The sequence below is a fragment of the Bradyrhizobium sp. Pa8 genome, assembly GCF_052588265.1.
This window is the reverse complement of record NZ_CP176767.1, coordinates 5,756,749-5,781,720: the sequence shown is the minus strand read 5'-3', so window position 1 is coordinate 5,781,720 and position 24,972 is coordinate 5,756,749. Positions and strand designations below refer to the sequence as shown.

At 64.7% G+C, this 24,972-nt stretch carries 28 protein-coding genes; 20 read left to right on the top strand and 8 right to left on the bottom strand.

The features are described 5' to 3' along the window. Positions 1 to 53: 53 nt before the first annotated feature. The 7 genes from ACKWRH_RS27300 to ACKWRH_RS27270 all read left to right on the top strand — a co-directional run bounded on the left by ACKWRH_RS27300 (position 54) and on the right by ACKWRH_RS27270 (position 5,656). Positions 54 to 947 (top strand): adenylate kinase, encoded by an 894-nt coding sequence (locus ACKWRH_RS27300; protein ID WP_445216048.1) that lies wholly within the window; start codon positions 54 to 56, stop codon positions 945 to 947. Between the two features lie 187 nt (positions 948 to 1,134). Next, positions 1,135 to 1,503 carry a 30S ribosomal protein S13 gene (gene rpsM / locus ACKWRH_RS27295; protein WP_014494511.1) on the top strand — a complete coding sequence of 123 codons (369 nt, stop codon included), beginning with the start codon at positions 1,135 to 1,137 and terminating at the stop codon, positions 1,501 to 1,503. A 121-nt stretch (positions 1,504 to 1,624) separates the two neighbouring features. Then, positions 1,625 to 2,014, top strand: a complete 390-nt coding sequence (gene rpsK, locus ACKWRH_RS27290) for a 30S ribosomal protein S11 (RefSeq protein WP_007603045.1) — start codon at positions 1,625 to 1,627, stop codon at positions 2,012 to 2,014. A gap of 110 nt (positions 2,015 to 2,124) precedes the next feature. Continuing rightward, positions 2,125 to 3,156 (top strand): DNA-directed RNA polymerase subunit alpha, encoded by a 1,032-nt coding sequence (locus ACKWRH_RS27285; protein WP_008136316.1) that lies wholly within the window; start codon positions 2,125 to 2,127, stop codon positions 3,154 to 3,156. A gap of 123 nt (positions 3,157 to 3,279) precedes the next feature. After that, positions 3,280 to 3,696, top strand: coding sequence for a 50S ribosomal protein L17 (gene rplQ, locus ACKWRH_RS27280; RefSeq protein ID WP_014494513.1), 417 nt, complete (start codon positions 3,280 to 3,282; stop codon positions 3,694 to 3,696). Positions 3,697 to 3,816: 120 nt separating this feature from the next. Further along, positions 3,817 to 4,656, top strand: coding sequence for a c-type cytochrome (locus ACKWRH_RS27275; protein ID WP_445216047.1), 840 nt, complete (start codon positions 3,817 to 3,819; stop codon positions 4,654 to 4,656). Between the two features lie 211 nt (positions 4,657 to 4,867). Then, positions 4,868 to 5,656 (top strand): SDR family NAD(P)-dependent oxidoreductase, encoded by a 789-nt coding sequence (locus ACKWRH_RS27270; protein WP_445216046.1) that lies wholly within the window; start codon positions 4,868 to 4,870, stop codon positions 5,654 to 5,656. A 138-nt stretch (positions 5,657 to 5,794) separates the two neighbouring features. Here ACKWRH_RS27270 and ACKWRH_RS27265 read toward each other — a convergent pair whose 3' ends face one another. Beyond that, positions 5,795 to 6,808, bottom strand: a complete 1,014-nt coding sequence (locus ACKWRH_RS27265; RefSeq protein ID WP_445216045.1) for a zinc-binding alcohol dehydrogenase family protein — start codon at positions 6,806 to 6,808, stop codon at positions 5,795 to 5,797. A gap of 133 nt (positions 6,809 to 6,941) precedes the next feature. On the opposite strand from ACKWRH_RS27265, the gene ACKWRH_RS27260 reads away from it, so the two are divergent. Further along, positions 6,942 to 7,325 carry a winged helix-turn-helix transcriptional regulator gene (locus ACKWRH_RS27260; RefSeq protein ID WP_028151187.1) on the top strand — a complete coding sequence of 128 codons (384 nt, stop codon included), beginning with the start codon at positions 6,942 to 6,944 and terminating at the stop codon, positions 7,323 to 7,325. A gap of 41 nt (positions 7,326 to 7,366) precedes the next feature. On the opposite strand, the gene ACKWRH_RS27255 is transcribed toward ACKWRH_RS27260, so the two are convergent. Further along, positions 7,367 to 8,998 (bottom strand): OprO/OprP family phosphate-selective porin, encoded by a 1,632-nt coding sequence (locus ACKWRH_RS27255; RefSeq protein WP_445216044.1) that lies wholly within the window; start codon positions 8,996 to 8,998, stop codon positions 7,367 to 7,369. Positions 8,999 to 9,311: 313 nt separating this feature from the next. Between ACKWRH_RS27255 and ACKWRH_RS27250 the strand changes: the two genes are divergently transcribed. The 3 genes from ACKWRH_RS27250 to ACKWRH_RS27240 are packed head-to-tail and all read left to right on the top strand — an operon-like array spanning position 9,312 to position 13,307. Then, positions 9,312 to 10,718, top strand: a complete 1,407-nt coding sequence (locus ACKWRH_RS27250) for a DegQ family serine endoprotease (RefSeq protein WP_445216043.1) — start codon at positions 9,312 to 9,314, stop codon at positions 10,716 to 10,718. Continuing rightward, positions 10,715 to 12,052, top strand: coding sequence for a replication-associated recombination protein A (locus tag ACKWRH_RS27245; RefSeq protein ID WP_445216042.1), 1,338 nt, complete (start codon positions 10,715 to 10,717; stop codon positions 12,050 to 12,052). The genes ACKWRH_RS27250 and ACKWRH_RS27245 overlap by 4 nt, the downstream gene beginning before the upstream one ends. Positions 12,053 to 12,104: 52 nt before the next feature. Next, positions 12,105 to 13,307: an RluA family pseudouridine synthase gene (locus ACKWRH_RS27240; RefSeq protein WP_445216041.1), complete on the top strand. Its 1,203-nt coding sequence runs from the start codon at positions 12,105 to 12,107 to the stop codon at positions 13,305 to 13,307. Positions 13,308 to 13,445: 138 nt separating this feature from the next. Here ACKWRH_RS27240 and ACKWRH_RS27235 read toward each other — a convergent pair whose 3' ends face one another. Then, complete coding sequence (locus ACKWRH_RS27235) at positions 13,446 to 13,892, bottom strand: hypothetical protein (RefSeq protein WP_445216040.1); 447 nt, start codon at positions 13,890 to 13,892, stop codon at positions 13,446 to 13,448. 74 nt (positions 13,893 to 13,966) lie between these two features. Between ACKWRH_RS27235 and ACKWRH_RS27230 the strand changes: the two genes are divergently transcribed. The 5 genes from ACKWRH_RS27230 (at position 13,967) to ACKWRH_RS27210 (ending at position 18,335) form a co-directional block, all read left to right on the top strand. Next, entirely contained in the window at positions 13,967 to 14,761 is a 795-nt protein-coding gene (locus tag ACKWRH_RS27230) for an ATP12 family chaperone protein (RefSeq protein ID WP_445216039.1), read from the top strand. Positions 14,762 to 14,816: 55 nt separating this feature from the next. Then, positions 14,817 to 16,409, top strand: coding sequence for a flagellar hook-length control protein FliK (locus ACKWRH_RS27225; protein WP_445216038.1), 1,593 nt, complete (start codon positions 14,817 to 14,819; stop codon positions 16,407 to 16,409). Beyond that, entirely contained in the window at positions 16,406 to 16,669 is a 264-nt protein-coding gene (locus ACKWRH_RS27220; protein ID WP_445216037.1) for an EscU/YscU/HrcU family type III secretion system export apparatus switch protein, read from the top strand. Before ACKWRH_RS27225 ends, ACKWRH_RS27220 begins: the two co-directional genes overlap by 4 nt. 127 nt (positions 16,670 to 16,796) lie before the next feature. Then, complete coding sequence (gene blaOXA, locus ACKWRH_RS27215) at positions 16,797 to 17,615, top strand: class D beta-lactamase (RefSeq protein ID WP_445216036.1); 819 nt, start codon at positions 16,797 to 16,799, stop codon at positions 17,613 to 17,615. A gap of 63 nt (positions 17,616 to 17,678) precedes the next feature. After that, positions 17,679 to 18,335, top strand: coding sequence for a carboxymuconolactone decarboxylase family protein (locus tag ACKWRH_RS27210; RefSeq protein WP_282521048.1), 657 nt, complete (start codon positions 17,679 to 17,681; stop codon positions 18,333 to 18,335). A gap of 270 nt (positions 18,336 to 18,605) precedes the next feature. On the opposite strand, the gene ACKWRH_RS27205 is transcribed toward ACKWRH_RS27210, so the two are convergent. The 3 genes from ACKWRH_RS27205 to ACKWRH_RS27195 form a co-directional block, all read right to left on the bottom strand. Next, positions 18,606 to 19,595, bottom strand: coding sequence for a dienelactone hydrolase family protein (locus ACKWRH_RS27205; RefSeq protein WP_445216035.1), 990 nt, complete (start codon positions 19,593 to 19,595; stop codon positions 18,606 to 18,608). A gap of 73 nt (positions 19,596 to 19,668) precedes the next feature. Further along, positions 19,669 to 20,265, bottom strand: coding sequence for a hypothetical protein (locus ACKWRH_RS27200; protein WP_445216034.1), 597 nt, complete (start codon positions 20,263 to 20,265; stop codon positions 19,669 to 19,671). 144 nt (positions 20,266 to 20,409) lie between these two features. After that, the gene (locus tag ACKWRH_RS27195; protein WP_445216033.1) at positions 20,410 to 20,814 is read right to left on the bottom strand and encodes a DUF4260 domain-containing protein; all 405 of its coding nucleotides are present in this window, start codon (positions 20,812 to 20,814) and stop codon (positions 20,410 to 20,412) included. Positions 20,815 to 20,963: 149 nt separating this feature from the next. Here ACKWRH_RS27195 and ACKWRH_RS27190 point away from each other — a divergent pair, with 149 nt between their 5' ends. The 4 genes from ACKWRH_RS27190 to ACKWRH_RS27175 all read left to right on the top strand — a co-directional run bounded on the left by ACKWRH_RS27190 (position 20,964) and on the right by ACKWRH_RS27175 (position 24,286). Further along, positions 20,964 to 22,496 (top strand): acyl-CoA carboxylase subunit beta, encoded by a 1,533-nt coding sequence (locus ACKWRH_RS27190; RefSeq protein WP_445216032.1) that lies wholly within the window; start codon positions 20,964 to 20,966, stop codon positions 22,494 to 22,496. Positions 22,497 to 22,564: 68 nt separating this feature from the next. Beyond that, positions 22,565 to 22,912, top strand: a complete 348-nt coding sequence (locus ACKWRH_RS27185; protein ID WP_445216031.1) for a hypothetical protein — start codon at positions 22,565 to 22,567, stop codon at positions 22,910 to 22,912. A gap of 61 nt (positions 22,913 to 22,973) precedes the next feature. Continuing rightward, a complete protein-coding gene (locus ACKWRH_RS27180) occupies positions 22,974 to 23,459 on the top strand; it encodes an adenosine-specific kinase (protein ID WP_445216030.1) in 486 nt (161 codons plus the stop codon). 80 nt (positions 23,460 to 23,539) lie between these two features. After that, positions 23,540 to 24,286 (top strand): protein-L-isoaspartate(D-aspartate) O-methyltransferase, encoded by a 747-nt coding sequence (locus ACKWRH_RS27175; RefSeq protein ID WP_445216029.1) that lies wholly within the window; start codon positions 23,540 to 23,542, stop codon positions 24,284 to 24,286. A 131-nt stretch (positions 24,287 to 24,417) separates the two neighbouring features. Here the strand turns inward: ACKWRH_RS27175 and ACKWRH_RS27170 are convergent, their stop codons facing one another. After that, positions 24,418 to 24,690, bottom strand: a complete 273-nt coding sequence (locus ACKWRH_RS27170) for a VOC family protein (RefSeq protein ID WP_445216028.1) — start codon at positions 24,688 to 24,690, stop codon at positions 24,418 to 24,420. Further along, entirely contained in the window at positions 24,687 to 24,872 is a 186-nt protein-coding gene (locus ACKWRH_RS27165; RefSeq protein WP_445216027.1) for a hypothetical protein, read from the bottom strand. Before ACKWRH_RS27165 ends, ACKWRH_RS27170 begins: the two co-directional genes overlap by 4 nt. Between the last annotated feature and the right edge of the window lie 100 nt (positions 24,873 to 24,972).

The window sequence follows — 24,972 nt, the reverse complement described above, 5'->3', positions numbered from 1 at the left end:
CTTCAAACACAGGTGCGCGACGTATCGCTCACCAATCCGGGGGGCGTACGCCGATGAGAATTATACTTCTGGGACCGCCGGGGTCGGGCAAGGGGACCCAGGCGCAGCTGCTGGTGCAGCGCTATGGCATCGTCCAGCTCTCGACCGGCGAGATGCTGCGCGCGGCCGTCGCGGCGGGAACGCCGGTCGGGCTGAAGGCCAAGGAGATCATGGCCAGCGGCGGCCTCGTGCCCGACGAGATCGTAGTGGGAATCATCTCCGACCGCATCGACCAGCCGGACGCCAAGAACGGTTTCATCCTCGACGGCTTCCCGCGCACCGTGCCGCAGGCCGAGGCGCTGGATGAGCTGCTCAAGCACAAGCATCTCAAGCTCGACGCCGTGGTCGAGCTCCGCGTCAACGAGAGCGCGCTGCTGAGTCGCGTCGAGACTCGCGTCGCCCAGATGCGGGAGCGCGGGGAGGAGGTCCGGGTCGACGACACCCCGGAGGTCCTGACCAAGCGACTCGCCAGCTACCGCAGCCAGACGGAACCGTTGATTCACTACTATTCCGAGCGGCGGAAGCTCTCGACCATCGACGGCATGATGGCCATCGACGAGGTCACCCGGGCCATTCATCGCCAGCTCCTGGCCCTCGGGGCGGTTGAGCCCAAGTCGCATGGCAAGGCCCATGCGCGCAGCGCGGCCAAGTCGGCGCCCGCCAAAAAAGGTGCCAAGCAAGGTGCCAAGAAGGCCAAGGCAGCCGAAAAGCCCGCGAAAACCGCCAAAAAGGCGCCAAAATCCGCTAGAAAGGCCGCCAAGAAGGCCGTGAAGAGCGCCAAGAAGGCGGCCAAGAAAACGGCCAAGAAAACCGTCAAAAAGGCAGCCAAAACGACCGCCAAGAAGGCTGTCAAAAAAGGTGCCAAAAAGGCCGCAAAAAAGGTCACGAAAAAGCGAGCTAAGCGCTAGCAGCGGTTGACGAAAGCCCCCTGAATCCCCTAATAAGCCCCGCATCCAAGTCGGATAGTTTCAAACGATGCCGGGCCCCAGGAAGACCAGGGGTGGGCGTCGTGTTCGCGTTTGTGAACACCTGCCCGAGAAACCAAGCACTTAAAGACCGGTTCCTGACGAGGGATCGGCAACAGGAGAGAAGGCCGTGGCCCGTATTGCCGGCGTGAACATTCCGACCAACAAGCGCGTGCTGATCGCGCTCCAGTATATCCATGGCATCGGCCAGAAGATCGCTGGTGAGATCCTGGAGAAGGTGAAGATCCCTGAGGATCGTCGCGTCAACCAGCTCAGCGATGCCGAAGTGCTACAGATCCGCGAAGTGATCGACCGCGACTATCTCGTCGAGGGCGACCTGCGTCGTGAGGTCGGCATCAACATCAAGCGTCTGATGGACCTCGGCTGCTATCGCGGCCTGCGTCATCGTCGCGGCCTGCCGGTGCGCGGTCAGCGTACCCACACCAATGCGCGTACGCGCAAGGGTCCGGCCAAGGCCATCGCCGGCAAGAAGAAGTAAGTTTTCGAATCCAATCGCGGCGTGTGGCGAAAGGGGAGACCCGTTCGCCACACGCCTTTCGTTCCACAGGTGTAGCCGCTGGCATTACGGCGGCGTTTGAGATCTCCAGGAAAGGTACTCTATGGGCAAGGAAGCCACCCGCGTTCGTCGTCGTGAGCGCAAGAACATCGCCTCCGGCGTCGCGCACGTGAACTCGTCGTTCAACAACACGACCATCACCATCACCGACGCGCAGGGCAACACGATTGCCTGGTCTTCCGCCGGCACGATGGGCTTCAAGGGCTCGCGCAAGTCGACCCCGTACGCCGCGCAGGTTGCCGCCGAGGACGTGTCGAAGAAGGCGCAGGAGCACGGCATGCGCACGCTGGAAGTCGAAGTCGCCGGTCCCGGTTCGGGCCGCGAGTCGGCGCTCCGCGCGCTTCAGGCCGCGGGTTTCACCGTCACCTCGATCCGCGATGTAACCACGATCCCGCACAACGGTTGCCGTCCCCGCAAGCGTCGGCGCGTTTGAGACCAAGTTGCGGGCGCATCGGCGCCCGCGTTGACTTTTTGCAAAGCCGCGGAAATGATCGCGGCCTTTCTCCAACGCCAGTGTCTGCAACAGCAGTTTGACTGGCCTGTATGGGTGAAACAGTGACGATCCAGAAAAATTGGCAAGAACTGATTCGACCGAACAAGCTCCAGGTCACGCCCGGTAGCGATTCGAACCGTTTCGCGACCATCGTCGCCGAGCCGCTCGAGCGCGGCTTCGGCCAGACGCTCGGCAACGCGCTGCGCCGCATCCTGCTCTCCTCGCTCCAGGGCGCGGCGGTGCAGTCGGTGCACATCGACGGCGTGCTGCATGAGTTCTCCTCGATCGCGGGCGTCCGTGAGGACGTCACCGACATCGTGCTCAACATCAAGGACATCTCGATCAAGATGCAGGGCGAAGGCCCCAAGCGCATGGTCGTGAAGAAGCAGGGCCCGGGCGTCGTCACCGCCGGCGACATCCAGACCGTGGGCGACGTCGTCGTGCTCAACCCTGACCTCCAGATCTGCACGCTCGACGAGGGCGCAGAGATCCGCATGGAGTTCACGGTCGCCACCGGCAAGGGCTACGTGCCCGCCGAGCGTAACCGTCCCGAGGACGCGCCGATCGGCCTGATCCCGGTCGACAGCCTGTACTCGCCGGTCCGCAAGGTCTCCTACAAGGTCGAGAACACCCGCGAGGGCCAGATCCTCGACTACGACAAGCTGACCATGACGATCGAGACCAACGGTGCGATCTCGCCGGATGACTCCGTGGCTTACGCCGCGCGCATCCTGCAGGATCAGCTCAACGTGTTCGTCAACTTCGAAGAGCCGCGCAAGGAAGTCGCCCAGGAGATCATCCCGGACCTCGCCTTCAACCCGGCCTTCCTCAAGAAGGTGGACGAGCTCGAGCTGTCGGTGCGTTCGGCCAACTGCTTGAAGAACGACAACATCGTCTACATCGGCGACCTCGTGCAGAAGAGCGAAGCGGAAATGCTCCGCACCCCGAACTTCGGCCGCAAGTCGCTGAACGAGATCAAGGAAGTGCTGGCCCAGATGGGTCTGCACCTCGGCATGGAAGTGCCGGGCTGGCCGCCGGAGAACATCGACGAGCTCGCCAAGCGTTTCGAGGATCATTACTGATCTGACGTCATCGTCGTGGCCGGAGATATCCGGCCACGATTTTTAATGGGCGAACGCAGGCAGCCCACCTGAGCAACATGTCCGACGAACCGTCGCGGCAGTTTCAAACTAAGGAATAGTTACATGCGTCACGGCAAGGTTCATCGGAAGCTCAACCGCACGGCGGAGCATCGCCGCGCGATGTTCGCCAATATGTGCGCCGCGCTGATCAAGCACGAGCAGATCGTCACCACGCTGCCCAAGGCCAAGGAGCTCCGTCCGATCGTCGAGAAGCTCGTCACTCTCGGCAAGAAGGGCGGCCTGTCCATGCGTCGCCAGGCCATCTCCGAGATGCGCGACAAGGACCAGGTCAAGAAGCTGTTCGACGTGCTGGCGCCCCGCTACAAGGACCGCCAGGGCGGCTACACCCGCATCATCAAGGCCGGCTTCCGCTACGGCGACAACGCTGCGATGGCCGTGATCGAGTTCGTCGACCGCGACGTCGATGCCAAGGGCCAGGATTCCGGTCCGGTGCAGGAGAAGGAAGCCGAGGCGGCGTAAGCCGGCCGGTACCTCAGTTTTCAGAAAGCGGCGCCCCTGGGCGCCGCTTTTTTGTATGGCCCGGGGATATCTCATGCCACGCATCGTCTGGTGAACGCGATTCCGGCCGGGGGGCTGTCGATGAGGATTGTGCTTGGGATCGCGCTGGCGCTGTTGATGTCGCCGGCCTCCGGCGAGACGCTGGTCGAACGCGGTGCCTATCTCGTCAACAGCGTGATGGTCTGCCACAACTGCCACACGCCGCGTGGGCCGCAGGGTCTCGATCTCTCGCGCGCGCTCGCGGGCGGCAGCCAGGTTTTCGATGAGCCTGCCTTCAAGGTCACCGGCTCCAACATCACGCCGGACAAGGACACCGGCATCGGCAACTGGAGCGATGCCGAGCTGAAGCGGTTTCTGGTCAGCGGTAACAGGCCGAACGGGACCAAGGTCGCGCCGATCATGCCGACCGCGTTCTACACGGTGCTCACGGCCCGGGATCTTGATGCGCTTACCGCCTACCTGCGCTCAGTCCCCGCAGTGCGCCACGAAACGCCGGCGCCGGAATACAGGATCGCGCTGAAGCCGGAAACGCCGACCTATGCCGGCAAGCAGGCGACCGAGGCCGATATCTCCGACAAGCTCGCGCGCGGCCGCTATCTCCTGACCATCGCCCATTGCCTGGAATGCCACACGCCGGAGGGCCCGTCCGCCGTGCATGACTTCGCGGGTGCCAGCGGCAAGGGCGGCCGGACATTCAAGGGGCCGTGGGGCGAATCCATCTCCCCCAATATCACCGCGGATCCCGCGGCCGGCCTGGGCGGCTGGAGCGACGACGAAATCAAACGTGCGATTACGCAAGGCATCGCGCGCGACGGCCACAAGCTCAAGCCGCCGATGGCCTATGCTGCCTATGCCAGCATGACAGCGCAGGACCTCGATGCCATCGTCGCGTTTCTCAGGACGCTACCGCCGCGGCAATAGTGCCGTAGGGTGGGGCAAAGGTGCGCTCTTCGCGCGCCGTGCCCACCATTTCGCTTTCAACTCGTGTCGAAAAGGTGGGCACGCTTCCGCCTTCGCTCTTCGAGCTACGGCGGACAAGTCGCTTTGTCCCACCCTACGATTTCGCATTTGTGGTGATTGAAGCGGCGTGCGCTGGACACGATATCCGCTTCAGCAACAATGGAGATGATTCATGAAGATCGACCTTTCCGGAAAGACCGCCCTCGTGACCGGCTCCACCGCCGGCATCGGTCACGCCATTGCCAAGGGCCTTGCGGGCTCGGGCGCGAGCGTGGTGATCAACGGTCGCGGCCAGGACAAGGTCGATGCCGCCGTGCGCAAGCTGGAAGGGGCGGGCGTCAAGGTCCGCGGCATCGCCGCCGACGTCTCGACCGCAGCGGGCTGCAAGGCGCTCGTCTCAGCGCTGCCGGAGGTCGACATCCTCATCAACAACGCCGGCATCTTCGAGCCAAAAGACTTCTTCGAGATCCCCGACGAGGACTGGAGCCGCTTCTTCGAGGTCAACGTCATGAGCGGCGTGCGGCTGTCGCGGGCCTATATGAAGGGCATGCTCAAGCGCAACTGGGGCCGCATCGTCTTCATCTCATCGGAGTCCGGACTCAACATTCCCGTCGAGATGATCCATTACGGCATGAGCAAGACGGCCCAGCTCTCGGTCGCCCGCGGCCTCGCGCAGCTCACCCGCGGCACCGGCGTCACCGTCAATTCCGTGCTGCCGGGTCCGACCATGTCGGAGGGCGTCGAGACCTTCGTGAAGGATCTCGCCAAGCAGAATGGGCAGTCGGTGGATGAGGCCGCGGCCAATTTCGTCAAGCAGCACCGCCCGAGCTCGCTGATCCAGCGCTTCGCCAGCGTCGACGAAATCGCCAACATGGTGGTCTATGTCGCATCGAAAGAAGCGTCCGCGACCAACGGTGCGGCGCTGCGCGCGGAAGGCGGTATCGTCAATACGATCGCATGAGACGCGTTCGTAGGGTGGGTTAGCCGGCGGCTGCGCGAAGCGCAGTCGCTGGCGTAACCCACCACTGTGTGTTTCCGAAGCGGCAGAAGAGGTGGGTTACGCGGCGCTAACCCACCCTACGGGCCGGCGTTGTCGCGCCTACCACCCCTCCAGCACGATCTTGCCGCGCGACTTGCCGCTTTCGAGCAACGCATGCGCGCGCTTGAGGTTGGCCGCGTTGATCGTGCCAAAGGTCTGGTCGAGCGTGGTGCGCAGCACGCCCTTGTCGATGAGGTCGGAGACGTCGTTGAGCAAATGATGCTGCGCGATCATATCGGGCGTCTGGAAAGAGGAGCGCGTGAACATCGATTCCCAGTGTACCGAGATCGCCTTGCCCTTGAATGTGCTCACGGCGAACTCCGGGGGATCGTCGATCAGGCCGAACTTGCCCTGCGGCGCCATGAACTCGGCGATCGCCTTGTAGTGCTGGTCGGTGAAGGTGAGGCTTGCCACCAGCGCGACCGGCGGCAGCTTCAGCTTCTCGATCTGCTCCTTCATCGGCTTGCCGTGGTCGATCACGGCATGCGCGCCGAGGTCGAGGCACCATTTTTGCGATTCCGGCCGCGTCGCCGTCGCGAGCACCGTGAGGCCCGTGAGGCGGCGCGCAAGCTGGATCAGGATCGAGCCGACGCCGCCGGCGCCGCCCGTGATCAGCAGCGTGCGCGGATCGACGCTCTTGCCCGGCAACGCGCCGAGCCGGTCGAACAGCAGTTCCCAGGCGGTGATGGAGGTGAGGGGAAGGGCTGCGGCCTGCGCGAACGACAGGCTCTTCGGCTTGTTGCCGACGATGCGCTCGTCGACCAGGTGGAATTCGGAATTGGTGCCCTGGCGCAGGATCGAGCCGGCGTAAAACACCTCGTCGCCCGGCTTGAACAGCGTGACGTCCGGACCCACAGCATCGACGACGCCGGCCGCGTCATAGCCAAGAATCTTCGTCTCGCCCTCGGGCGGGGCGGCACGCTTGCGTACCTTGTAATCGACCGGGTTGGCCGAGATCGCCTTCACGGCGACGCGGATATCGCGCCCCTTGGGCTCGGGCTTTGCGGTCTCGAAATCGATCAGCGCGTCCTGATCCTCGATCGGAAGCGATTTTTTGTAGCCGACGGCCTTCATGGCTTGTCTCCATCAAATGGCGCGTAGCTTGTGACGTGCGCCTGGCCCGCTAACTGTCCCGCTAGCCCCGATTTGGCAAGTACTGTAAATTCGGGGATATAGTCCCTGTTTGGATACTATTGGGAAAACACGCATGAAGCGGCGAGATTTTACCCGGCGTCCCGGCTGCTCGGTCGAGGCGACGCTGGACCTGATCGACGGCAAGTGGAAGGGCGTGATCCTCTACCACCTCCAGGACGGGACCCAGCGCTTCGGCGAACTGCGCCGACGGATGCCCGGCATCACCCAGCGCATGCTGACAAAGCAGCTTCGCGCGCTGGAGGAGGACAAGCTCGTCATCCGCAAGGTCTATGCCGAGGTGCCACCGCGCGTGGAATATTGCCTCTCCGAGCTCGGCGAGAGCCTGCGGCCGGTGATCGACATCCTGAAGGCCTGGGGCGAGAGCCATCAGCAACGGCTGTCCTGCGCGCCGCCGCCCGAAGCGGAGCCGGTCAAGAAGCCGAAGCGCGCAGCGTAACTCTCCGGGAGCGGATCGTGCCGCTCCCGGAAGAGATTGCGTCAGAACGCGAACTGCGTGCGCATCGCGATCGCATCGAACTTCGAGCCGACATCAGCGGTCGAAATCGGCGAAGCCTGCTTCGATACCGTGCCATGCAGGTAGTCGAGCATGAAGCGGACGTTGCCGTTGACGTACCAGTTGAGCGCCAGCGTGTAGACCGTCTGGCGTCCGCCGGCGATGCCGGCGGCGGTCGCGAGCTGATTGTTCAGATCCATGGTGGAGTAGCGGCCGGCAATCTCCCAGGCACCCCAGCCGCCGCCATCGAGCGAGAACGGATGATCGGGCTTGACGCCGCCATAGGCGGCATTCGACGGATTGTACTTGCGTGATTCACCGGTCAAAACGTAGGCCGCTTCCGCATAGCCGCCCTGGAATTTCAGGCTTGGCGCTCCGATCAGCGGCACGCTGGTATTCGCGTTGCGATCGATGTTGAACCAGTAGTATTCGCCCTGGAGGTACAGCGATCCATAGGTCGCTGCGGCTTCCACGCCATAGACCTGGGCGCCCGCGACATTGGCAATTGCACCGGTCGAGATCAGTGTGGTGGGGTCGATGCGCAGCTCGGGCCGGTCGCTGAGCGTCAGCGTTTGCGTGTTCGCTATCAGATTGCGCGGCGGCTGGATCAGCCATTCCGCGTCGCCGCCGAGATGCACCGAATAGCCATTACCGCTGACCACCTGGCCCGCAACGCGGGCGATCGCGCCATATTGCTCGCTGGTCCCGGGAGGTGAAACACTCGAGGCCGAGTGAATGGCGCCCGTGGTGGGGCCGGTCACGTAAGCACCGGCCCAGAACACGTCATTGTACCAGCGCGCGCCGATCGCAGAACGGAAGTCGCCGGCGGCGATGTTTTGCGCGATCAAGCCGACCGAGGCGCGCTCCATGAAGGGAATGTCGTTGGAACTCGTGGATTCGTCCAGGGTCCAGGCAAGGTCCATGACGCCGGCTTCGATCGACAGCTTGCCGCCGAAGGGCTTCAGCCCCGTGTAGCTCACCCAAGCGTTCTCGATGCCGGACGTGCCTCCGCCCGGCAGGAAGCCGACAGGGGTCGCGCCGGCGGCGCCCGTGCCGCCAAAGCCGTCGGACGAGCCGCCGAAATCGTAGATCAGCGCGAAATTCCAGTCTTCGAGGAATTTGCCGACGACACCGATGCGCGCACGGCGGATGTTCTCACCGCTGTCGAGCTTCTGCGGCACGGTCGCCGCCGTGTTGGGACGATAGTTGTAGCCGCCGACGTCCCAGTGCACGCGGCTGGTGATGGCGACGCAGTTCGCCCCGTCGGCGGTGCAGATGGTCGGCCGGTTGTTCGGCATGGTCACGACAGCACCGGAGACGGGTACCGGTCCCTTGAGCGGGATCGCGGCGTTGGCGTTGGCGACGACGGCTTTCGCCTCCGAGCGCGCTTCGGCCTTGGCCTCCGCCTTTGCTTCGACTCTAGCCTTCGCCGTGGCCGCCGTGTTGGCGGCGGTCTGGCTCTGGAGCTTGTCGAGCTTCTGCTCCAGCATCTTCAATTGCTGCTTCAGCAGAGCGATCTCCTGATCGCTGCTGCTCGCCGTTTGGGCCTGGGCCTGCGAGGCCGCCAGCGCACCGGCGAGACCAATCGCGGTGGCTGCAAGTCTTGTCCTGCTCACATCATGACTCCATCGTTTGACGAACTTCCCCAAGTCGTAACGGGAGAGCCTAGGTATGAACGATGACTGTCCCGCGACGCTGCGCCCGGTTGCGCGGTTCCCACTGATGCCAATTCGCCGCAACCGAATCCGCTCGACACCACAATGCTGGATGACGCGCATCATGCCAATCCACCGCCCAGGTAAATTGTCATTTCGCACGCAGGACTTGCACGCCGGACACACCGGAAAGGCGGCTGAATAATGCCGCCTGGCGCCCTTCTATTGGCGGGCGAAGGCGCCTATATTCCGGCGTCTTTTCCGAGAGGTAGGAATGTTTCGATCGACCTGGACCGCCGTCATCACGGCATTGTGCATAGCGTTTTCAGCCCACCTCAATCCGGCCGCCGCGCAGGACCGCCGTGTCCCGTCCTCGCCCGCCGAGTTGCGGCTGTCCTATGCGCCGATCGTGCAGCGGGTGCAGCCGGCCGTCGTCAACGTCTACGCCGCCAAGGTGGTGCAGAACCGCAACCCGCTGCTGGACGACCCGATCTTCCGCCGCTTCTTCGGCGTGCCGGGCCAGCAGCCCGAGCAGATGCAGCGCTCGCTCGGTTCGGGCGTCATCGTCGATGCTTCCGGCCTCGTCGTCACCAACGTCCACGTCATCGAGGGCGCTGACCAGGTCAAGGTGTCGCTCTCGGACAAGCGCGAGTTCGAGGCGGAGATCCTGCTGAAGGATCCGCGCACTGATCTTGCCGTCCTCCGCCTGAAGGACACCAAGGAGAAATTCCCGACGCTGGACTTCACCAATTCCGACGAGCTGCTGGTTGGCGACGTCGTGCTCGCGATCGGCAATCCCTTCGGCGTCGGCCAGACCGTGACGCACGGCATCATCTCGGCGCTGGCGCGGACGCAGGTCGGCATCACCGACTACCAGTTCTTCATCCAGACCGACGCGGCGATCAATCCCGGCAATTCGGGCGGTGCGCTGGTGGACATGAGCGGCAAGCTCGCCGGCATCAACACCGCGATCTATTCGCGCTCCGGCGGCTCGCAGGGCATTGGCTTTGCAATTCCCGCCAACATGGTGCGCGTCGTCGTCACCTCCGCCAAGAGCGGAGGCAAGGCGGTGAAGCGGCCGTGGCTCGGCGCGAAATTGCAGGCGGTGACGCCCGAGATCGCCGAGAGCCTCGGCCTGCGTTCGCCGACCGGCGCGCTGGTCGCAAGCGTGGTCTCGACCGGCCCCGCGGCCAAGGCCGGCCTGAAATCCTCCGATCTCATCACCGGGATCGACGGCCAGACCGTGGATGATCCCAACGCCTTCGACTACCGTTTCGCCACGCGTCCGCTCGGCGGCACCGCGCAGATCGACGTGCAGCGCGGCGGCAAGCCGCTCAAGGTCACGATCGGGCTCGAGACCGCACCCGACTCCGGCCGCAACGAACTCGTCGTCACCGCGCGCTCGCCGTTCCAGGGCGCGAAGGTCTCGACCATCACGCCGGCGGTTGCCGACGAGCTGCATCTGGACGCCGACACCGAAGGCGTCGTGATCACCGATCTCGGCGGCGACAGCGCGGCTGCGAATGTCGGCTTCCAGAAGGGCGACATCATCCTCGCCGTCAACAACCAGAAGATCGGCAAGACCGCCGACCTCGAAAAGGCGGCGGGCGAACGGCCGCGGATCTGGCGCATCACGCTGGTACGTGGCGGCCAGCAGATCAACGTCACGCTGGGCGGATGAGCCCGAAGCGCCCACAGGAGACGCCAACTCTCTTCGCCGCGGCGGGGCTCGACCACGAGGCTCCGCATCCGCTGCCGGACCGGCTGCGCCCGCGCGCGCTGTCGGAGGTCGTCGGCCAGGACCATATCCTCGGTCCCGACGGCGCGCTGACGCGCATGCTGGAGACGCGCACGCTTGGCTCGCTGGTGTTCTGGGGCCCGCCCGGCACCGGCAAGACCACGGTGGCGCGGCTGCTGGCGGATGCGACGGATCTGCATTTCGAGCAGATCTCCGCGGTGTTCTCCGGCGTCGCCGACCTGAAGAAGGCGTTCGACGCCGCGCGCGCCCGCCGCGAGATGGGCAAGGGCACGCTGCTGTTCGTCGACGAGGTGCATCGCTTCAATCGCGCCCAGCAGGATTCGTTTCTGCCAGTCATGGAAGACGGCACCGTCGTGATGGTCGGCGCCACCACCGAAAACCCGTCCTTCGAGCTCAACGCGGCGTTGCTCTCTCGTGCGCGCGTGCTGGTGTTTCGCTCGCTCGATGCCGCCGCGATCGAAAAACTGTTCGCGCATGCCGAAGAGGTCGAGGGCCGCAAGCTGCCGCTCGATGACGAGGCGCGCGCCGTGCTGGTGCGCATGGCCGACGGCGACGGCCGGGCATCGCTGACGCTTGTCGAGGAGGTCTGGCGTTCGGCGCGGGCGGACGAGATTTTCGACGCGGCGCAGTTGCAGGAGATCCTGCAGCGCCGCGCGCCGATTTACGACAAGTCGGCCGACGGTCACTACAATCTGATCTCGGCGCTGCATAAGTCGGTGCGGGGCTCCGATCCCGACGCTGCGCTGTATTACCTCGCGCGCATGCTCGATGCCGGCGAGGACCCGCTGTTCCTGGCCCGCCGCGTCGTGCGCATGGCGGTCGAGGACATCGGCCTTGCCGATCCGCAGGCGCTCGTCATCGCCAATGCCGCCAAGGACGCCTTCGATTTCCTCGGCCATCCCGAAGGCGAGCTCGCGATCGCGCAGGCCGTGGTCTATCTCGCGACCGCACCGAAATCGAACGCGGTCTACACCGCCTTCGGTACGGCGATGCAGGTCGCCAAGCAGGCCGGCTCGCTGCTGCCGCCAAAGCACATCCTGAATTCCCCGACCAAGCTGATGAAGTCGGAGGGCTACGGCGCGGCCTACGAATACGACCACGACGCCCCCGACGCCTTCTCCGGCCAGGACTACTTTCCGGAAGCCCTGGGCCGCCAGACCTTCTATGACCCGCCCGAGCGCGGTTTTGAGCGCGAGATCCGCAAGCGGCTGGATTACTGGGCCAAGCTGCGGAAGGAGCGGGGCGGCGCGCGCTAGAATCGGCCATTTCGCCGTGACGGCAGTCGGCTTTTAGGGTACGCAGGCTGCCATGAGCCGCCGCATCAAAAGAACCGATTCAAAGCCCCGTTCGCGCGACGAGCGCAAGGAAGCCCGCCCGTTCAAGGCGCGTAGCGCGAAGACAGCGGGGCCGCGTCCGGGCGGCAAGCCGCCGCGCTTTGCAGGCGAGCATACCGAGCGGCGGCCGCCCAAGAGTGCGCCCGAAGCGTCTGCGCCGGCAAAGCCCGTCGAGGCGCTGCTGCCGACCAAGGTGCAGACCGTCAAGGTGACGGCTGACGAGAACAACATGCGCGTCGACCGCTTTCTCGAAGCGCGCTTTCCCGGCCTGTCGTTCTCCCACATCCAGCGCGTCGTCCGCAAAGGCGAGCTGCGCGTCGACGGCAAGCGTGTCGACAGCAAGGATCGGCTGGAGGAGGGCCAGAGCGTCCGCATTCCGCCGTTGAAGCTCGACACGCCGAAGGCCGCCGGTGAGCTGTCGGAAGGCGCCCAAAAGACGCTTGCCGCGCTGAAGGAGATGACGATCTACGAGGACGACGACGTCCTCGTCCTGAACAAGCCTGCCGGTCTCGCCGTGCAGGGTGGCTCGGGCATGACACGGCACATCGACCAGATGCTGGAGGTGATGCGCGATTCCAAGGGCCAGAAGCCGCGCCTCGTGCACCGGATCGACCGGGAGACCTCGGGCTGCCTGCTGATCGCCAAGACGCGATTTGCCGCCTCGCATCTGACCGGCGCCTTCCGTTCGCGGTCCGCGCGAAAGACCTATTGGGCGCTGGTGCCGGGTCTGCCGAAGCCGAAGCAGGGCCGCATCTCGACCTTCCTTGCGAAGGAAGAGAGCGAGGACGACACCATCATGCGCATCGCCCAGCATGGCGACGAGGGCGCGAGCCACGCGGTGACGTATTATGCGGTGGTCGAGACCGCCGGCAACAAGCTGACCTGGGTGTCGCTCAAGCCCGTGACCGGTCGCACCCATCAGCTGCGCGCCCACATGGAGCATATCGGCCACCCCATCGTCGGCGATCCCAAATATTTCAACATCGAGAACTGGCAGCTGCCGGGCGGCCTGCAAAACCGGCTGCATCTGCTCGCGCGCCGCATCGTCATTCCGCATCCGCGCGGCGGCGTGATCGACGCCACGGCGCCATTGCCGCCGCACATGCAGCAGTCGTGGAATCTGCTGGGGCTCGATGCGAGCCGGTTTGATCCGATCGAGAACGCGCCGGAAGAGTAGGGGCTGAGCCTCGTTACTAGCCTCCGTCATTGCGAGGAGCTCTCGCGACGAAGCAATCCAGACTCCCTCCGCGGAGAAACTCTGGATTGCTTCGCTGCGCTCGCAATGACGGAATGGAGACAGCGGTGGCTGGCGCCCTCACTTCCGAAACTGCTCCAGAAACATCCGCAGACTGTCATGCGGGCTCTCGACATCCGTGATCAGCCAGCCTTCGGGTCCGTTGACCAGGACGAAGTTCAGCGTCACCTGCCGCCCGCGATTGTCGAAATCCGCCGCGACATAGGTCTTGTCGTATTGCCTGCGAACGACCGCGATCGCGACCGGGCCGAGCTTCCAGCTCGGGCTCTGCACCAGGAAGTCGTAGGGTTCGACCCTCGGCGCACTCCAGGCCCTGCGCAGGCTGGGGTCGAAGAATTGCCGGGCGGAGGCGGCATCGCGCGGCAGGCCTTTCGACAGTTCCGGCGCGCCATCGCCGTAATGCGCGTAGACATTGCGGACCAGCGATTCCGGGGTACGGAAACCGGCGTCCGTCGCGGCCGGCCAGAGCCCGGCGAGCAGGGCCACAATGCCCGCAAGTTCCCTCATGCGTTGCCGCTCGCTTTATCAGCCGCCGGTCTTGGCTTACAAGCCTAGCATTCAGAGACCGAGGCCGAAACGAGATGCGCGAATTGTTCGATGAGGTTGCGGGGCGGTCCCCGCTCGATCCGCAGGAGGCGGTGCGCCAGGCCGCGCGTACGCCGCAGCGCAAGCGCTTCTACAAGGAGGCGGGCGTGGCCGAGGCCGAGGGCGGCTTCGCCATCACGCTGGACGGCAGGCCGATCCGGACGCCATCGGCCCGCCAAGTGGTGATCCCGTCGCGCGCGCTGGCCGATGCTGTGGCCGCGGAATGGGCGGCTCAGGGCGAGACGATCGATCCCGTGACCATGCCTCTGACGCGGATCGCCAACAGCGTCGTCGAGGGTGTCATCGATCGCGTCGAGCTCGTCAGCGACGACCTTGCAAAATACTTCGAGACCGACCTGCTGTTCTATCGCGCCGGCCACCCCGAAGGGCTGGTCGCCCGCGAGGCCGCGCATTGGGACCCCGTGCTGTTCTGGGCCGCGGAGACGCTGGGCGCGCATTTCATCCTGTCCGAGGGCATCATGCATGTGAAGCAGCCGGACGAGGCCGTTCATGCCGCCCGCGCCGCGCTCCCCGGTGATCCCTGGTCGGTCGCGGCGCTCCACGTGGTGACGACCCTGACCGGTTCGGCGCTGCTGGCGCTGGCGCTCGCCCATGGCGTGCGCGATGCCGGCCAGGTCTGGGCCGCCGCCCACGTCGACGAGGACTGGAACGCCGAGAAATGGGGCGTGGACGAGGAGGCGGCTGCCCGCCGCGCCGCCCGCCTGAAGGATTTTCAGGCCGCCGTGGCGGTTCTGGCGGCCGTGAAACCGCAAGCTGACCAAGGTCCTTAACGAGAGGTTTACGACGGGGCCTTAGGGTGGGGCCAGCGTTCCACGAGCCCCTGAAATGCCAACGCCGATAAGCTCGATCGTTCCCGTCAGTGCCGCCAGCCCCGTGGCTGATGCGGCGACACCCGATCTTGTGCTCCAGGCCGGCAGCGTCGTCGACGCCAGGGTCGTCAGCGTGATGGCCGACAATCTGGTGCGGATCGCGATCGCCAATCTGTCGATGGATGTGATGTCCGAGGTGTCGCTGACACCGGGGCAAAATCTCCAGCTCGCAGTGTCGCAGAACGACGGCACCATCAGGCTCGCCATCATGAACGGGGCAGGCGAGGCGACGGCCGACCAGATCACGCTGACGCCGCGGGCGGCCTCGCTCGTGGACAGCCCGCCGCTTGCGCCATCCGCGACGACCGCACACAACACGCTGACGCCGTTGGAGCAGATCGCCGTCACCGTGGCTTCGGCCGAGGCGGTTACAAAACAGGGCAGCCAGGCGCCGTTGTTCGCCAATCTCGCCTCCGTCGTCACCGGCAGCGATCTGCCGGCGGGACTGAAGCAGGCGGTGCTGGACGTGCTGGCGCAGCAGACGCCGCTCAACACCGGGATCGATGGCGGCGATATCGAATCCGCCTTCCAGAAGTCCGGCCTGTTTCTCGAGGCCTCGCTCGCCGCAGGTGCGACGCCGTCCTCCGGCACGATGCCGGACCTGAAGGCCGCGCTGCTGGTGCTGCGCCAGACGCTGGCCACGCTCGAGACCGCCACTCCACAGGTGCAAGGCACCGCGATCGCTACGGCCGGGACACCGCAGGTCGCCGCCGTGCCGGCTCAGGTTGCATCGTCGTCAACCGAGCTCGATATGGCCCAACAGCCGCAGATGCCGCGCAGCGCCAATCTCGCGGCCGCTGTGCTCGCCGACATCGCCGGCGGCGCTCCGCAGACCGCGATGCCGCGAACCATGTCCGCCGACCTTGCCGCGGCCCTCCTTCAGGAGGTCACGCAAAACCTGCCGCGCATGACCGGCAATGTGCCCGGCTCGAACAAGGCCGTGCCGGATGGTCACCTCTTCGAGGCCGCCGCGCGCGCGACACCGCCGCCGTTCCGCGGCGCGCTGCCGGCGCCGCAGGCGATCGCATCGCCATCGCTCGCGCCGGATACGCCGCTCTCCGCAACGGTGCACCGTCTGCTCGACGACACCGATGCCGCGATCGCGCGTCAAACGCTGCTCCAGGTCGCCTCGCTCCCCGATCGCACCGACGCCTCCGGCCATCGCATCGACCCGACCGTGCCGCAGTGGAATTTCGAGATTCCCTTTGCGACCCCGCAGGGCACCGCGATGGCGCAGTTCGAGATCTCGCGTGATGGCGGCAACGAATCCGCCGATCCGGCCAAGCGCGCCTGGCGTGCGCGCTTCACGCTCAATGTCGAGCCGGCCGGTCCCGTGCACGCGCTGATCACGCTCAACGGCGACAAGACCTTTGTGCGGATGTGGGCGGAGCGGCCGGCGACCGCGCAGCAGCTCCGCGCCGGTATCGGCGAGCTCAACCAGGCCCTGACGCGCGCCGAGCTCAAGCCCGGCGACATACTGGTCCGCGACGGCGCGCCGCCGCAGCCGGCGCCGGCCCGCGCCGGCCACTTCCTGGATCGCGCCACATGAGCGATCCATCCAAGCTCGCAATTGCGCTGCATTACGAGAAGGGCGGCAACGCGCCCGTCGTCGTCGCCAAGGGCAAGGGCACGATCGGCGAAAAGATCGTCGAGATCGCCAAGGCCAACGACATCCCGATCGAAGAGAACGAGATTTTGGCCGGCGCGCTCTCCAAGGTCGAACTCGGCGAGGAGATCCCGCCGGACCTCTACAAGGCCGTCGCCGAAGTGCTGGTGTTCGTGCTGCGGCTGGCGGGCCGGGGGCGGTAGAGCATGATCCGGCAAAGTGTGCAGCGGTTTTCCGACAAGATCATGCTCAAGAAATAACCTGTCATCGTTTCACCACGATAGCGGCTGCATGGTCGCGGTCATCTTCGTTGCTCAACGGATACCGCTCTTGCTGACCCGCCGTTCCACCCTCGGCCTTCTTGCCGCAGCCGCCACCGTGCCGCAGCGTGCGCTTGCCCATGTCGCGCCGCCGCGCAACGAGATTCGCGACAGCCTCGCAAAGCGCTTCACCGACCTCGGCACATCGGGCACCTTCGTCGGCTACAAGGTTGAGGACTATCTGATCGTCGCGAGCGACAAGGACCGTTCCGGCGAAGCGAAGCTGCCGGCCTCGACCTTCAAGATCCCGAACTCGCTGATTGCGCTCGAGACCGGCGTGGTCGCAGATCCCGACAAGGACGTGTTCCCCTGGGACGGCGTGAAGCGGCCGATCGAGGCCTGGAACAAGGACCACACGATGCGCAGCGCCATCGCGGTCAGCGCCGTGCCGGTCTATCAGGAGATCGCGCGCCGGATCGGGCAAGAGCGGATGCAAAAGTATGTCGACATGTTCGACTACGGCAATCGCGATATCGGCGGCGGCATCGACCAGTTCTGGCTCGCCGGCAATTTGCGCATCGACCCGGTCGAGCAGATCGATTTCGTCGACCGGCTGCGCCGCCGCGCGCTGCCGATCAGCAAGCGCAGCCAGGATCTCGTCGCCGACATCCTGCCGGTGACCAAGGTTGGCGATAGCGTCATTCGTGCCAAGTCCGGGCTGTTAGGAGCCGAGCGCGGCGAGCCGTCGCTCGGCTGGATGGTCGGCTGGGCCGAGAAAGGCGAAGCGCACACCGTGTTCGCGCTCAACATGGATTGCAAGGAGCCGCGTCTCGTCGGCGAGCGCATGCCGCTGACGCAAGCCTGCCTTGCCGAGATCGGCGCGATCTAGCTGGCGCGTACGAACCTGCTAGCATCCTTCCTACCAAACAAAAGAAAAGGTCGGGAGGATAAAATGAATTCAACGCCACTCTGGCTGTCGTCGCTCACGTTGGCCGCCGCGGGTGGCTGGCTTGCCGCCACGATGTTTGCCGCACCCGCCACCAGCAAGGAGCCGCGCTTTCCGCAGCTCACCATGGACCAGCTCGACGCCAAGCAGAAGCCGCTCGGCGAGCAGATCATGAAGGTCTCGAGCGTCGGCATCGGCGGGCCCTATAATCCGATGATCCGCAGCCCCGTGCTCGGCCAGCGCCTGTTCGACCTGTTCTACTATCTGCGCTGGGAGACCTCGGTCCCGACCAAGCTGAATGAGTTCGCGATCCTGATCATCGGGCGGCAGTGGCGCTCGCAGGTGGAATGGTTCGCGCACGCGCCGCTGGCGGCGAAGGCGGGATTGTCGACAGATATCATCGCGGAGCTGAAGGCCAACAAGCGCCCGTCGAAGATGGCCGAGGACGAGGCGGTGGTCTACGATTTCGTCACCGAGCTCACCACGACAAAGAAGGTCAGCGACGAGACCTATGCGCGCGCCAAGAAAACTTTCAATGATCAGCAGATCGTCGATCTCACCGCGCTCGCCGGCAATTACGTGATGGTCGCGATGCTGCTGGCGATGGCGGAAGAGACGGTGCCGCCGGATAAGCAGGAGCCGTTCAAGCCGGGCGAGCCGTAAGGCTCGTCATTGCGAGCATGCTTCTCTCCGCGCGTCATTGCGAGGAGCGAAGCGACGAAGCAATCCAGACTGCCGCTGCGGAAAGATTCTGGATTGCTTCGCTGCGCTCGCAATGACGTAGTAAGTGGCGCCGATGTCGGCTCCAACGTCAGTCCGAAGGGTGGGCAAAGGCGCGCAGCGCCGTGCCCACCATCTCTCGACGTGTTCGTGCAATTTGGTGGGCACGCTTCGCTTTGCCCACCTTACGGCATCGACGCAAGCTGGGCAGTCTCACCCCAGCTTGAACAATGCCTGCAAGAACTCCATCACCGCCTTGCGCGACTCCGCGGCCGTCGTGGGATTGCCGCCGACATGCGGGTTGAGCTCGACGCAGGCATCCTTGTAGGTGAAGGCCGCGTTGGTATCGCCGTTCATCAGCACGCCGCCGTCGCCCTCCTTGATCTTGCAGTTGCGCACGGTCTGCGCGTTGGCCGACACCGCAACTGCGCTGACGCCGAGCAGGCCGCTGTCGAAGCCGTGCGCGCTGTCGGGGTATTCGGTCAGCACCACATCACGCCCGGCCGCCTTGAGCCGTTCGACGAACGCCTTGCAGCTCGTCACGGGATTGTAGTCGTCGGGCGTGCCGTGGAAGATCCGGATCGGGCGCGCGGCGACCTCGGCGTCGCCGACATAGGTCGTCGAGCAATCCGGATAGAACGGGATGTAGGCGGCGAACTGGACGCCGGACTTGTTCCAGAGCTTGTTGAAGCGATCGAGGCTCGCATAGAGCGTCGCCTGTCCGCCGCGCGAGAAGCCCATCAGCACGATATGATCAGGATCGACGCGGGGATGCTTCGCAAGAATCTCGAGCGAGCGGTAGATGTCGACGATCAGGTTGAGGCGGCCGAGCAGGGCCTGGTTCGGCCCCACCACCGTCAGCCCGCGGCCGGTAAAACCGTCGATCACGAAGGTCGAGATGCCCATGGCGTTGAAAGCGTGCACCCAGGCCTCGGTGGTGGCGCCGACTCCGCTGGAGCCGTGCATCAGCACCACGACGGGAAGCTTGCCGGTGCCCTGGGCGACGCGGAATTCGCCGGCGACCGTCACCGGCTTGCCGGCCGCCGTATCGCCGCTGAGGAATTGCTGGTCGGAGAGGGTGAGCGAGGGGATCGGGTAGATCTCGGCGCGGGTGGCGACTTCCTTCGGCATGGATTGCGCGTTGGCGCTACCGGCGAACAGCGAAATGCAGAGCGCCATAGCGACGCGGAATGCCGTCGGCATCGTGATCCTCCCCTAAGATTTTCATGGAGTAGAACAACGGACCTGCGCGCTGTCAATTTGATGCGCGACGACCTCAGGCCTTATCGGCTGCCTTCTTCGCCGTCAGCGCCTGGTCGATCGCAAAGCCGCCGATCTCGCTCATCGCCTCCGAGATCACGTCGCCCTTGCGGGCAAAGCCGGCGGAGAGGACATCGAACTGGGTGCGTGCCAGACGCAGCACCTCGAGCGGCACCGAGACCACGGTGTCGTTGAAGTTGTCGACGGAGGCGCGCAACGTCTCGAGCTCGGTGGTGAGCTTGCCGATATGGCTTTCCGCATCCTGCATCAGGCCGAGCAGCTTGCCGCGCTCGGCGTCGAACGCGGCGCGCTCGGCCGCCGCGGCCGCGGTCACCTCGGCGAGCTGGGTCCCCAGCGCCGCGATCTGGCTGACCATGGCGCTCGAGGCGAGCTCGGTCGCCTCGCGCAGCTCTACAAGGCGCTTGTTCTCTTCCAGTTGCTCGTGAAACAGCCGTTCGGCCGACATCGCCCGTTGCTTGAGCGATTCGATCAGCGCGGCCGCGCGCAGCAGCATCTCGCCGTTGCGCCCCGACACCATGCTGGCCATCCGCCGCAGGAAGTCGGTGGTCTCGGACGATGAGTTCGGCGGCAGAGGGACGACCGTGGCGGACATGGGTGATGCTTGCAGCCAGACGTGGTGACCGCCGCCGTACCGACTGGGCTCACGCAACATTCGGCGCCTGATCGTGAAGGGGAGCAAGCCTGAATCGGCCGGCCCGGTCAACCGGCCGGGACCGACAAAAAGGTGGCAATTCCCTCAGGCATCTTTCTGGCGGCCGATCCGCCCGAGATGGGTGAAGCCGAACCCGGCCGAATATTTCAGGCCATAGCCGAGCGCCCGGTCGATGCCGATATGGGCGAGCCAGATCAAGGCGATGGACAGCGTGAGGGGCGAGGCGAAGCCGAAGCCCAGCGTCAGCAGCGCCACCGGCGCCATGTAGCTGTGGGCGGCATTGTAGACCAGCGCCCCGAATCTGGCATCGGCCAGGTACGCTAGGAAGCTCAGATCGGGGACGAAGAAGAGCAGGGCGAACACCAGCCACGAGCCGTCCCAGGAGGCGTAGAGCATCACCATCCCGGTGAACAGGGTCAGGCCTTCCAGCCGCAGCAGGATATTGACGCCGCCGGTCGCCGCGCCCGTCTCGGCCGTTACCTCATCCATCGTCGTCTCCCAGGCAAAACTTTGTAATTCCTTGCGCTTTCCCGCTGCGGCAAGGCAGCCCTGCGGTGCCGAAAGCGGCTTCCCGGCCCGCAAAATGCCGTGTTAGAACCCCCGGCAATCGCATTTAGGCTAAGAACTGGCGGGAGCAAATGAAGAATATCCTGGACGCCCTTGAAGATCGTCGCGCCGGCGCAAAGCTCGGCGGCGGGGAGAAGCGCATCGAAGCGCAGCACGCCCGCGGCAAGCTGACCGCGCGCGAGCGCATCGAGCTCCTGCTCGACAAGGGATCGTTCGAGGAGTTCGACATGTTCGTCGAGCACCGCTCCACCGAGTTCGGCATGGAGAAGAGCAAGGTGCCCGGCGACGGCGTCGTCACCGGCTGGGGCACCGTCAACGGCCGCAAGACGTTCGTGTTCGCCAAGGATTTTACCGTGTTCGGCGGCTCGCTGTCCGAGACCCACGCGCTGAAGATCACCAAGCTGCAGGACATGGCGATGAAGGCGAGGGCGCCCATCATCGGCCTCTATGACGCGGGCGGCGCCCGCATCCAGGAGGGCGTCGCCGCGCTCGCCGGCTATTCCTATGTGTTCCGCCGCAACGTGCTCGCCTCGGGCGTGATCCCGCAGATCTCCGTCATCATGGGCCCCTGCGCCGGCGGCGACGTCTATTCGCCTGCGATGACCGACTTCATCTTCATGGTGAAGAACACCAGCTACATGTTCGTCACCGGCCCCGACGTGGTGAAGACCGTCACCAACGAGGTGGTCACGGCCGAAGAGCTCGGCGGCGCCTCGGTGCACGCCACGCGCTCCTCGATCGCCGACGGCGCCTTCGAGAATGACGTGGAGACGCTTCTCCAGATGCGTCGCCTGATCGACTTTCTGCCGTCCAACAACACCGACGGCGTGCCGGAATGGCCGAGCTTCGACGACATCGGCCGCGTCGACATGTCCCTGGACACGCTGATCCCCGACAATCCGAACAAGCCCTACGACATGAAGGAATTGATCCTGAAGGTCGTGGACGAGGGCGATTTCTTCGAGATCGCGGATGCCTTCGCCAAGAACATCGTCACCGGTTTTGGCCGCATCGCCGGCCGCACCGTCGGCTTCGTCGCCAACCAGCCGATGGTACTGGCAGGCGTGCTCGACTCCGACGCCTCGCGCAAGGCCGCGCGCTTCGTCCGTTTCTGCGATGCCTTCAACATCCCGATCGTCACCTTCGTCGACGTGCCGGGCTTCCTGCCGGGCACCGCGCAGGAATATGGCGGCCTGATCAAGCACGGCGCAAAGCTGCTGTTCGCCTATTCGCAGTGCACTGTGCCGCTGGTCACCATCATCACCCGCAAGGCCTATGGCGGCGCCTTCGACGTCATGGCCTCCAAGGAAATCGGCGCCGACATGAACTACGCCTGGCCGACCGCCCAGATCGCCGTCATGGGCGCCAAGGGCGCGGTCGAGATCATCTTCCGCTCAGACATCGGCGACCCCGACAAGATCGCGGCGCGCACCAAGGAATACGAAGACCGCTTCCTGTCCCCCTTCATCGCCGCCGAACGCGGCTACATCGACGACGTCATCATGCCGCACTCGACCCGCAAGCGGATCGCGCGGGCGCTGGCGATGCTGAAGGACAAGAAGGTGGAAACGCCGGCGAAGAAGCACGACAATTTGCCGTTGTGATTTTGTTTGACGAGGTGTGATGCGGGGCCCAAGGCTGTTCGCCCGCATAGTGTGGACTTCGAGATCCTATGACCGAAGACGATCCGACCGACGAAATCTCCGACATCGAAGATCGGATCGAGCGGCTCGCCGAGATCGCCGAGCGATGCCGGAAGTATATCCTGGCGTCCAAGATCGCCATCAGCGGCGGCGGTGCGCTGCTGCTGATCACGATCCTCGGGTTGTTCGGCGCGGGTCTCACCGCAGGGCTCGGATCGATCGCCCTGGTGCTGGGCGGGATCGTGTCGCTCGGTTCGAACATCAGCACGTTGCGGCAGACGGACGACGCGATTGGCGCTGCGGAGGCGCGCCGCTCAGCGTTGATTGGCAGGATCGATCTTCGTCTGGTCACTGATACGCCCATGAAGCTGATGTGAAGCGCCTTGCAATCGCCTGCCGGGGGCCTACCATGACTGGCGTTGGACAAGGAGCGCAGCCATGGAACTCACCGTGGTGCCCATCGTCAAGCCGGACGCCGCCAACTTCATCTTCGGCCAGTCGCATTTCATCAAGACCGTGGAAGACCTCCACGAGGCGCTGGTCGGTGCGGTGCCGGGCATCCGCTTCGGACTGGCATTCTGCGAAGCTTCCGGCAAGCGGCTGGTGCGCTGGTCGGGGAACGACGAACCTGCTCTCACCCTCGCGCGCGACAACGCATTGGCCATCGGTGCCGGACACACTTTTCTGATCTTCCTGGGTGACGGATTCTTTCCCGTCAACGTGCTGGCTGCCGTGCGCGCGGTGCCGGAGGTCTGCCGCATCTTTTGTGCGACCGCCAATCCGACACAGGTGATCGTCGCGCAAACGGACCTCGGCCGCGGCGTGCTCGGCGTGGTGGATGGCGGCTCGCCGCTGGGCGTTGAGACCGACGCGGACATTGCGTGGCGGAAAGACCTGCTGCGAAAGATCGGCTACAAGCTGTAACGACTGGATCCCGGTCATCGGCCGGATGCACGCGTTGCGCTCAAGCGGTCGACGCCAATTGCGTATCTCGTGGAGAGCGCATGATCATGAAGGCCTTGCTGCACGTGTTTGCCATGGTTGTCGCTGCATGGGAGGCGGCCGCCCAGGATGCACCACCGGACGATCAATGCGTCCGTGAACGCGCCGCCATGGTCGAAACCATCCGGGCCCACGCCCGGTCGGCGGGAAGTGGCTTGGGACGGCAAGGCCTGTCGGAGAGGGTGCTTGAGGCCATGGCGCAAACCAAGCGCCATCTGTTCATCCCCGAGCGGTCCTGCGCGATCGCCTACGCCGACAGTCCGGTACCGATCGGCCTCGGCCAGACCATCTCGCAGCCCTATATCGTGGCCTTGATGACCCATTTGGCCGAAGTCGCGCCCGATCAAATTGTGCTCGAAGTCGGCACAGGTACGGGCTACCAGGCCGCCATCCTTGCGCGCCTGGCGCGAAAGGTCTGCACCATCGAGATCATCCCGCAATTGGCCGAGACCGCCACGAAGACACTGAGAGACCTCGCGTATGACAACGTCAGCGTCAGGCTTGGCGACGGCTACGATGGCTGGCCCGAATGCGGTCCGTTTGACGCTATCGTCGTGACGGCCGCGCTCGGGCATGCGCCACCGCCGTTGATCGAGCAACTCAACGTGGGTGGCCGACTCGTCATGCCGGTGGGAGCCGAGTACACCACTCAGCAGCTCACGATCGTCGAAAAAATTGCACCCGGCAAGACGACGACGCGCGCCGTTGCCCTCGTGCGTTTTGTCCCCTTTACGCGTTCACAGAACTAGATGCGCGCAACGGTCGAGCTCGAACGCGTAGGGCGGGTTCGGCGAAGCCGTAACCCGCCACTTTTTTAACGACAGATTGGCGGATTGCGCTAACGCCAATCCGCCCTGCGGCTGCGAAGCGCGTGCTTCGTCTACGCAGCCTTGTTCTGCTGCTTCATGGCCTCCGTCGCACGCTTCTTCAGTTCGGCCGGAGATACATCCTCGATATGGGTGCCGATGTGCCACCGGTTGCCCGCCGGATCCGTCACGCCGCCGCTGCGGTCGCCGTAAAATTGATCGGCGGGCTCCATCACCGATGCGCCGCCGGCCTTGAGCGCCTTCTGATAGACTGCATCCACGTTCGGTACGTAGAGATACAGCATCGTGGATGTTGCTTGTGCGCGCTCCGAGGAATCGGAAATCATGATGATGGAATTTCCGATTTTGAATGTCCAACCTTGCCATCGGGCCGCATCAGCGGCTCGAAGACCGGTTGGGCTCCAAAAGCGTCTTTCATGAAGCGGATGATCTTCTCCGCACCATCGACGACGAGATAGGGCGTGACGGTGTGGTATCCCTCGGGAACCGGTTTTACTTTGGTTGCCATGGCTGTCTCCTCTGGGTTGATGGATTTGATCCATGCAGGACGACCCCAGCCCGCCTCATGTGGTGTCCGGAATCTTCGGCCCGGTCTTTGAACAAAGTAT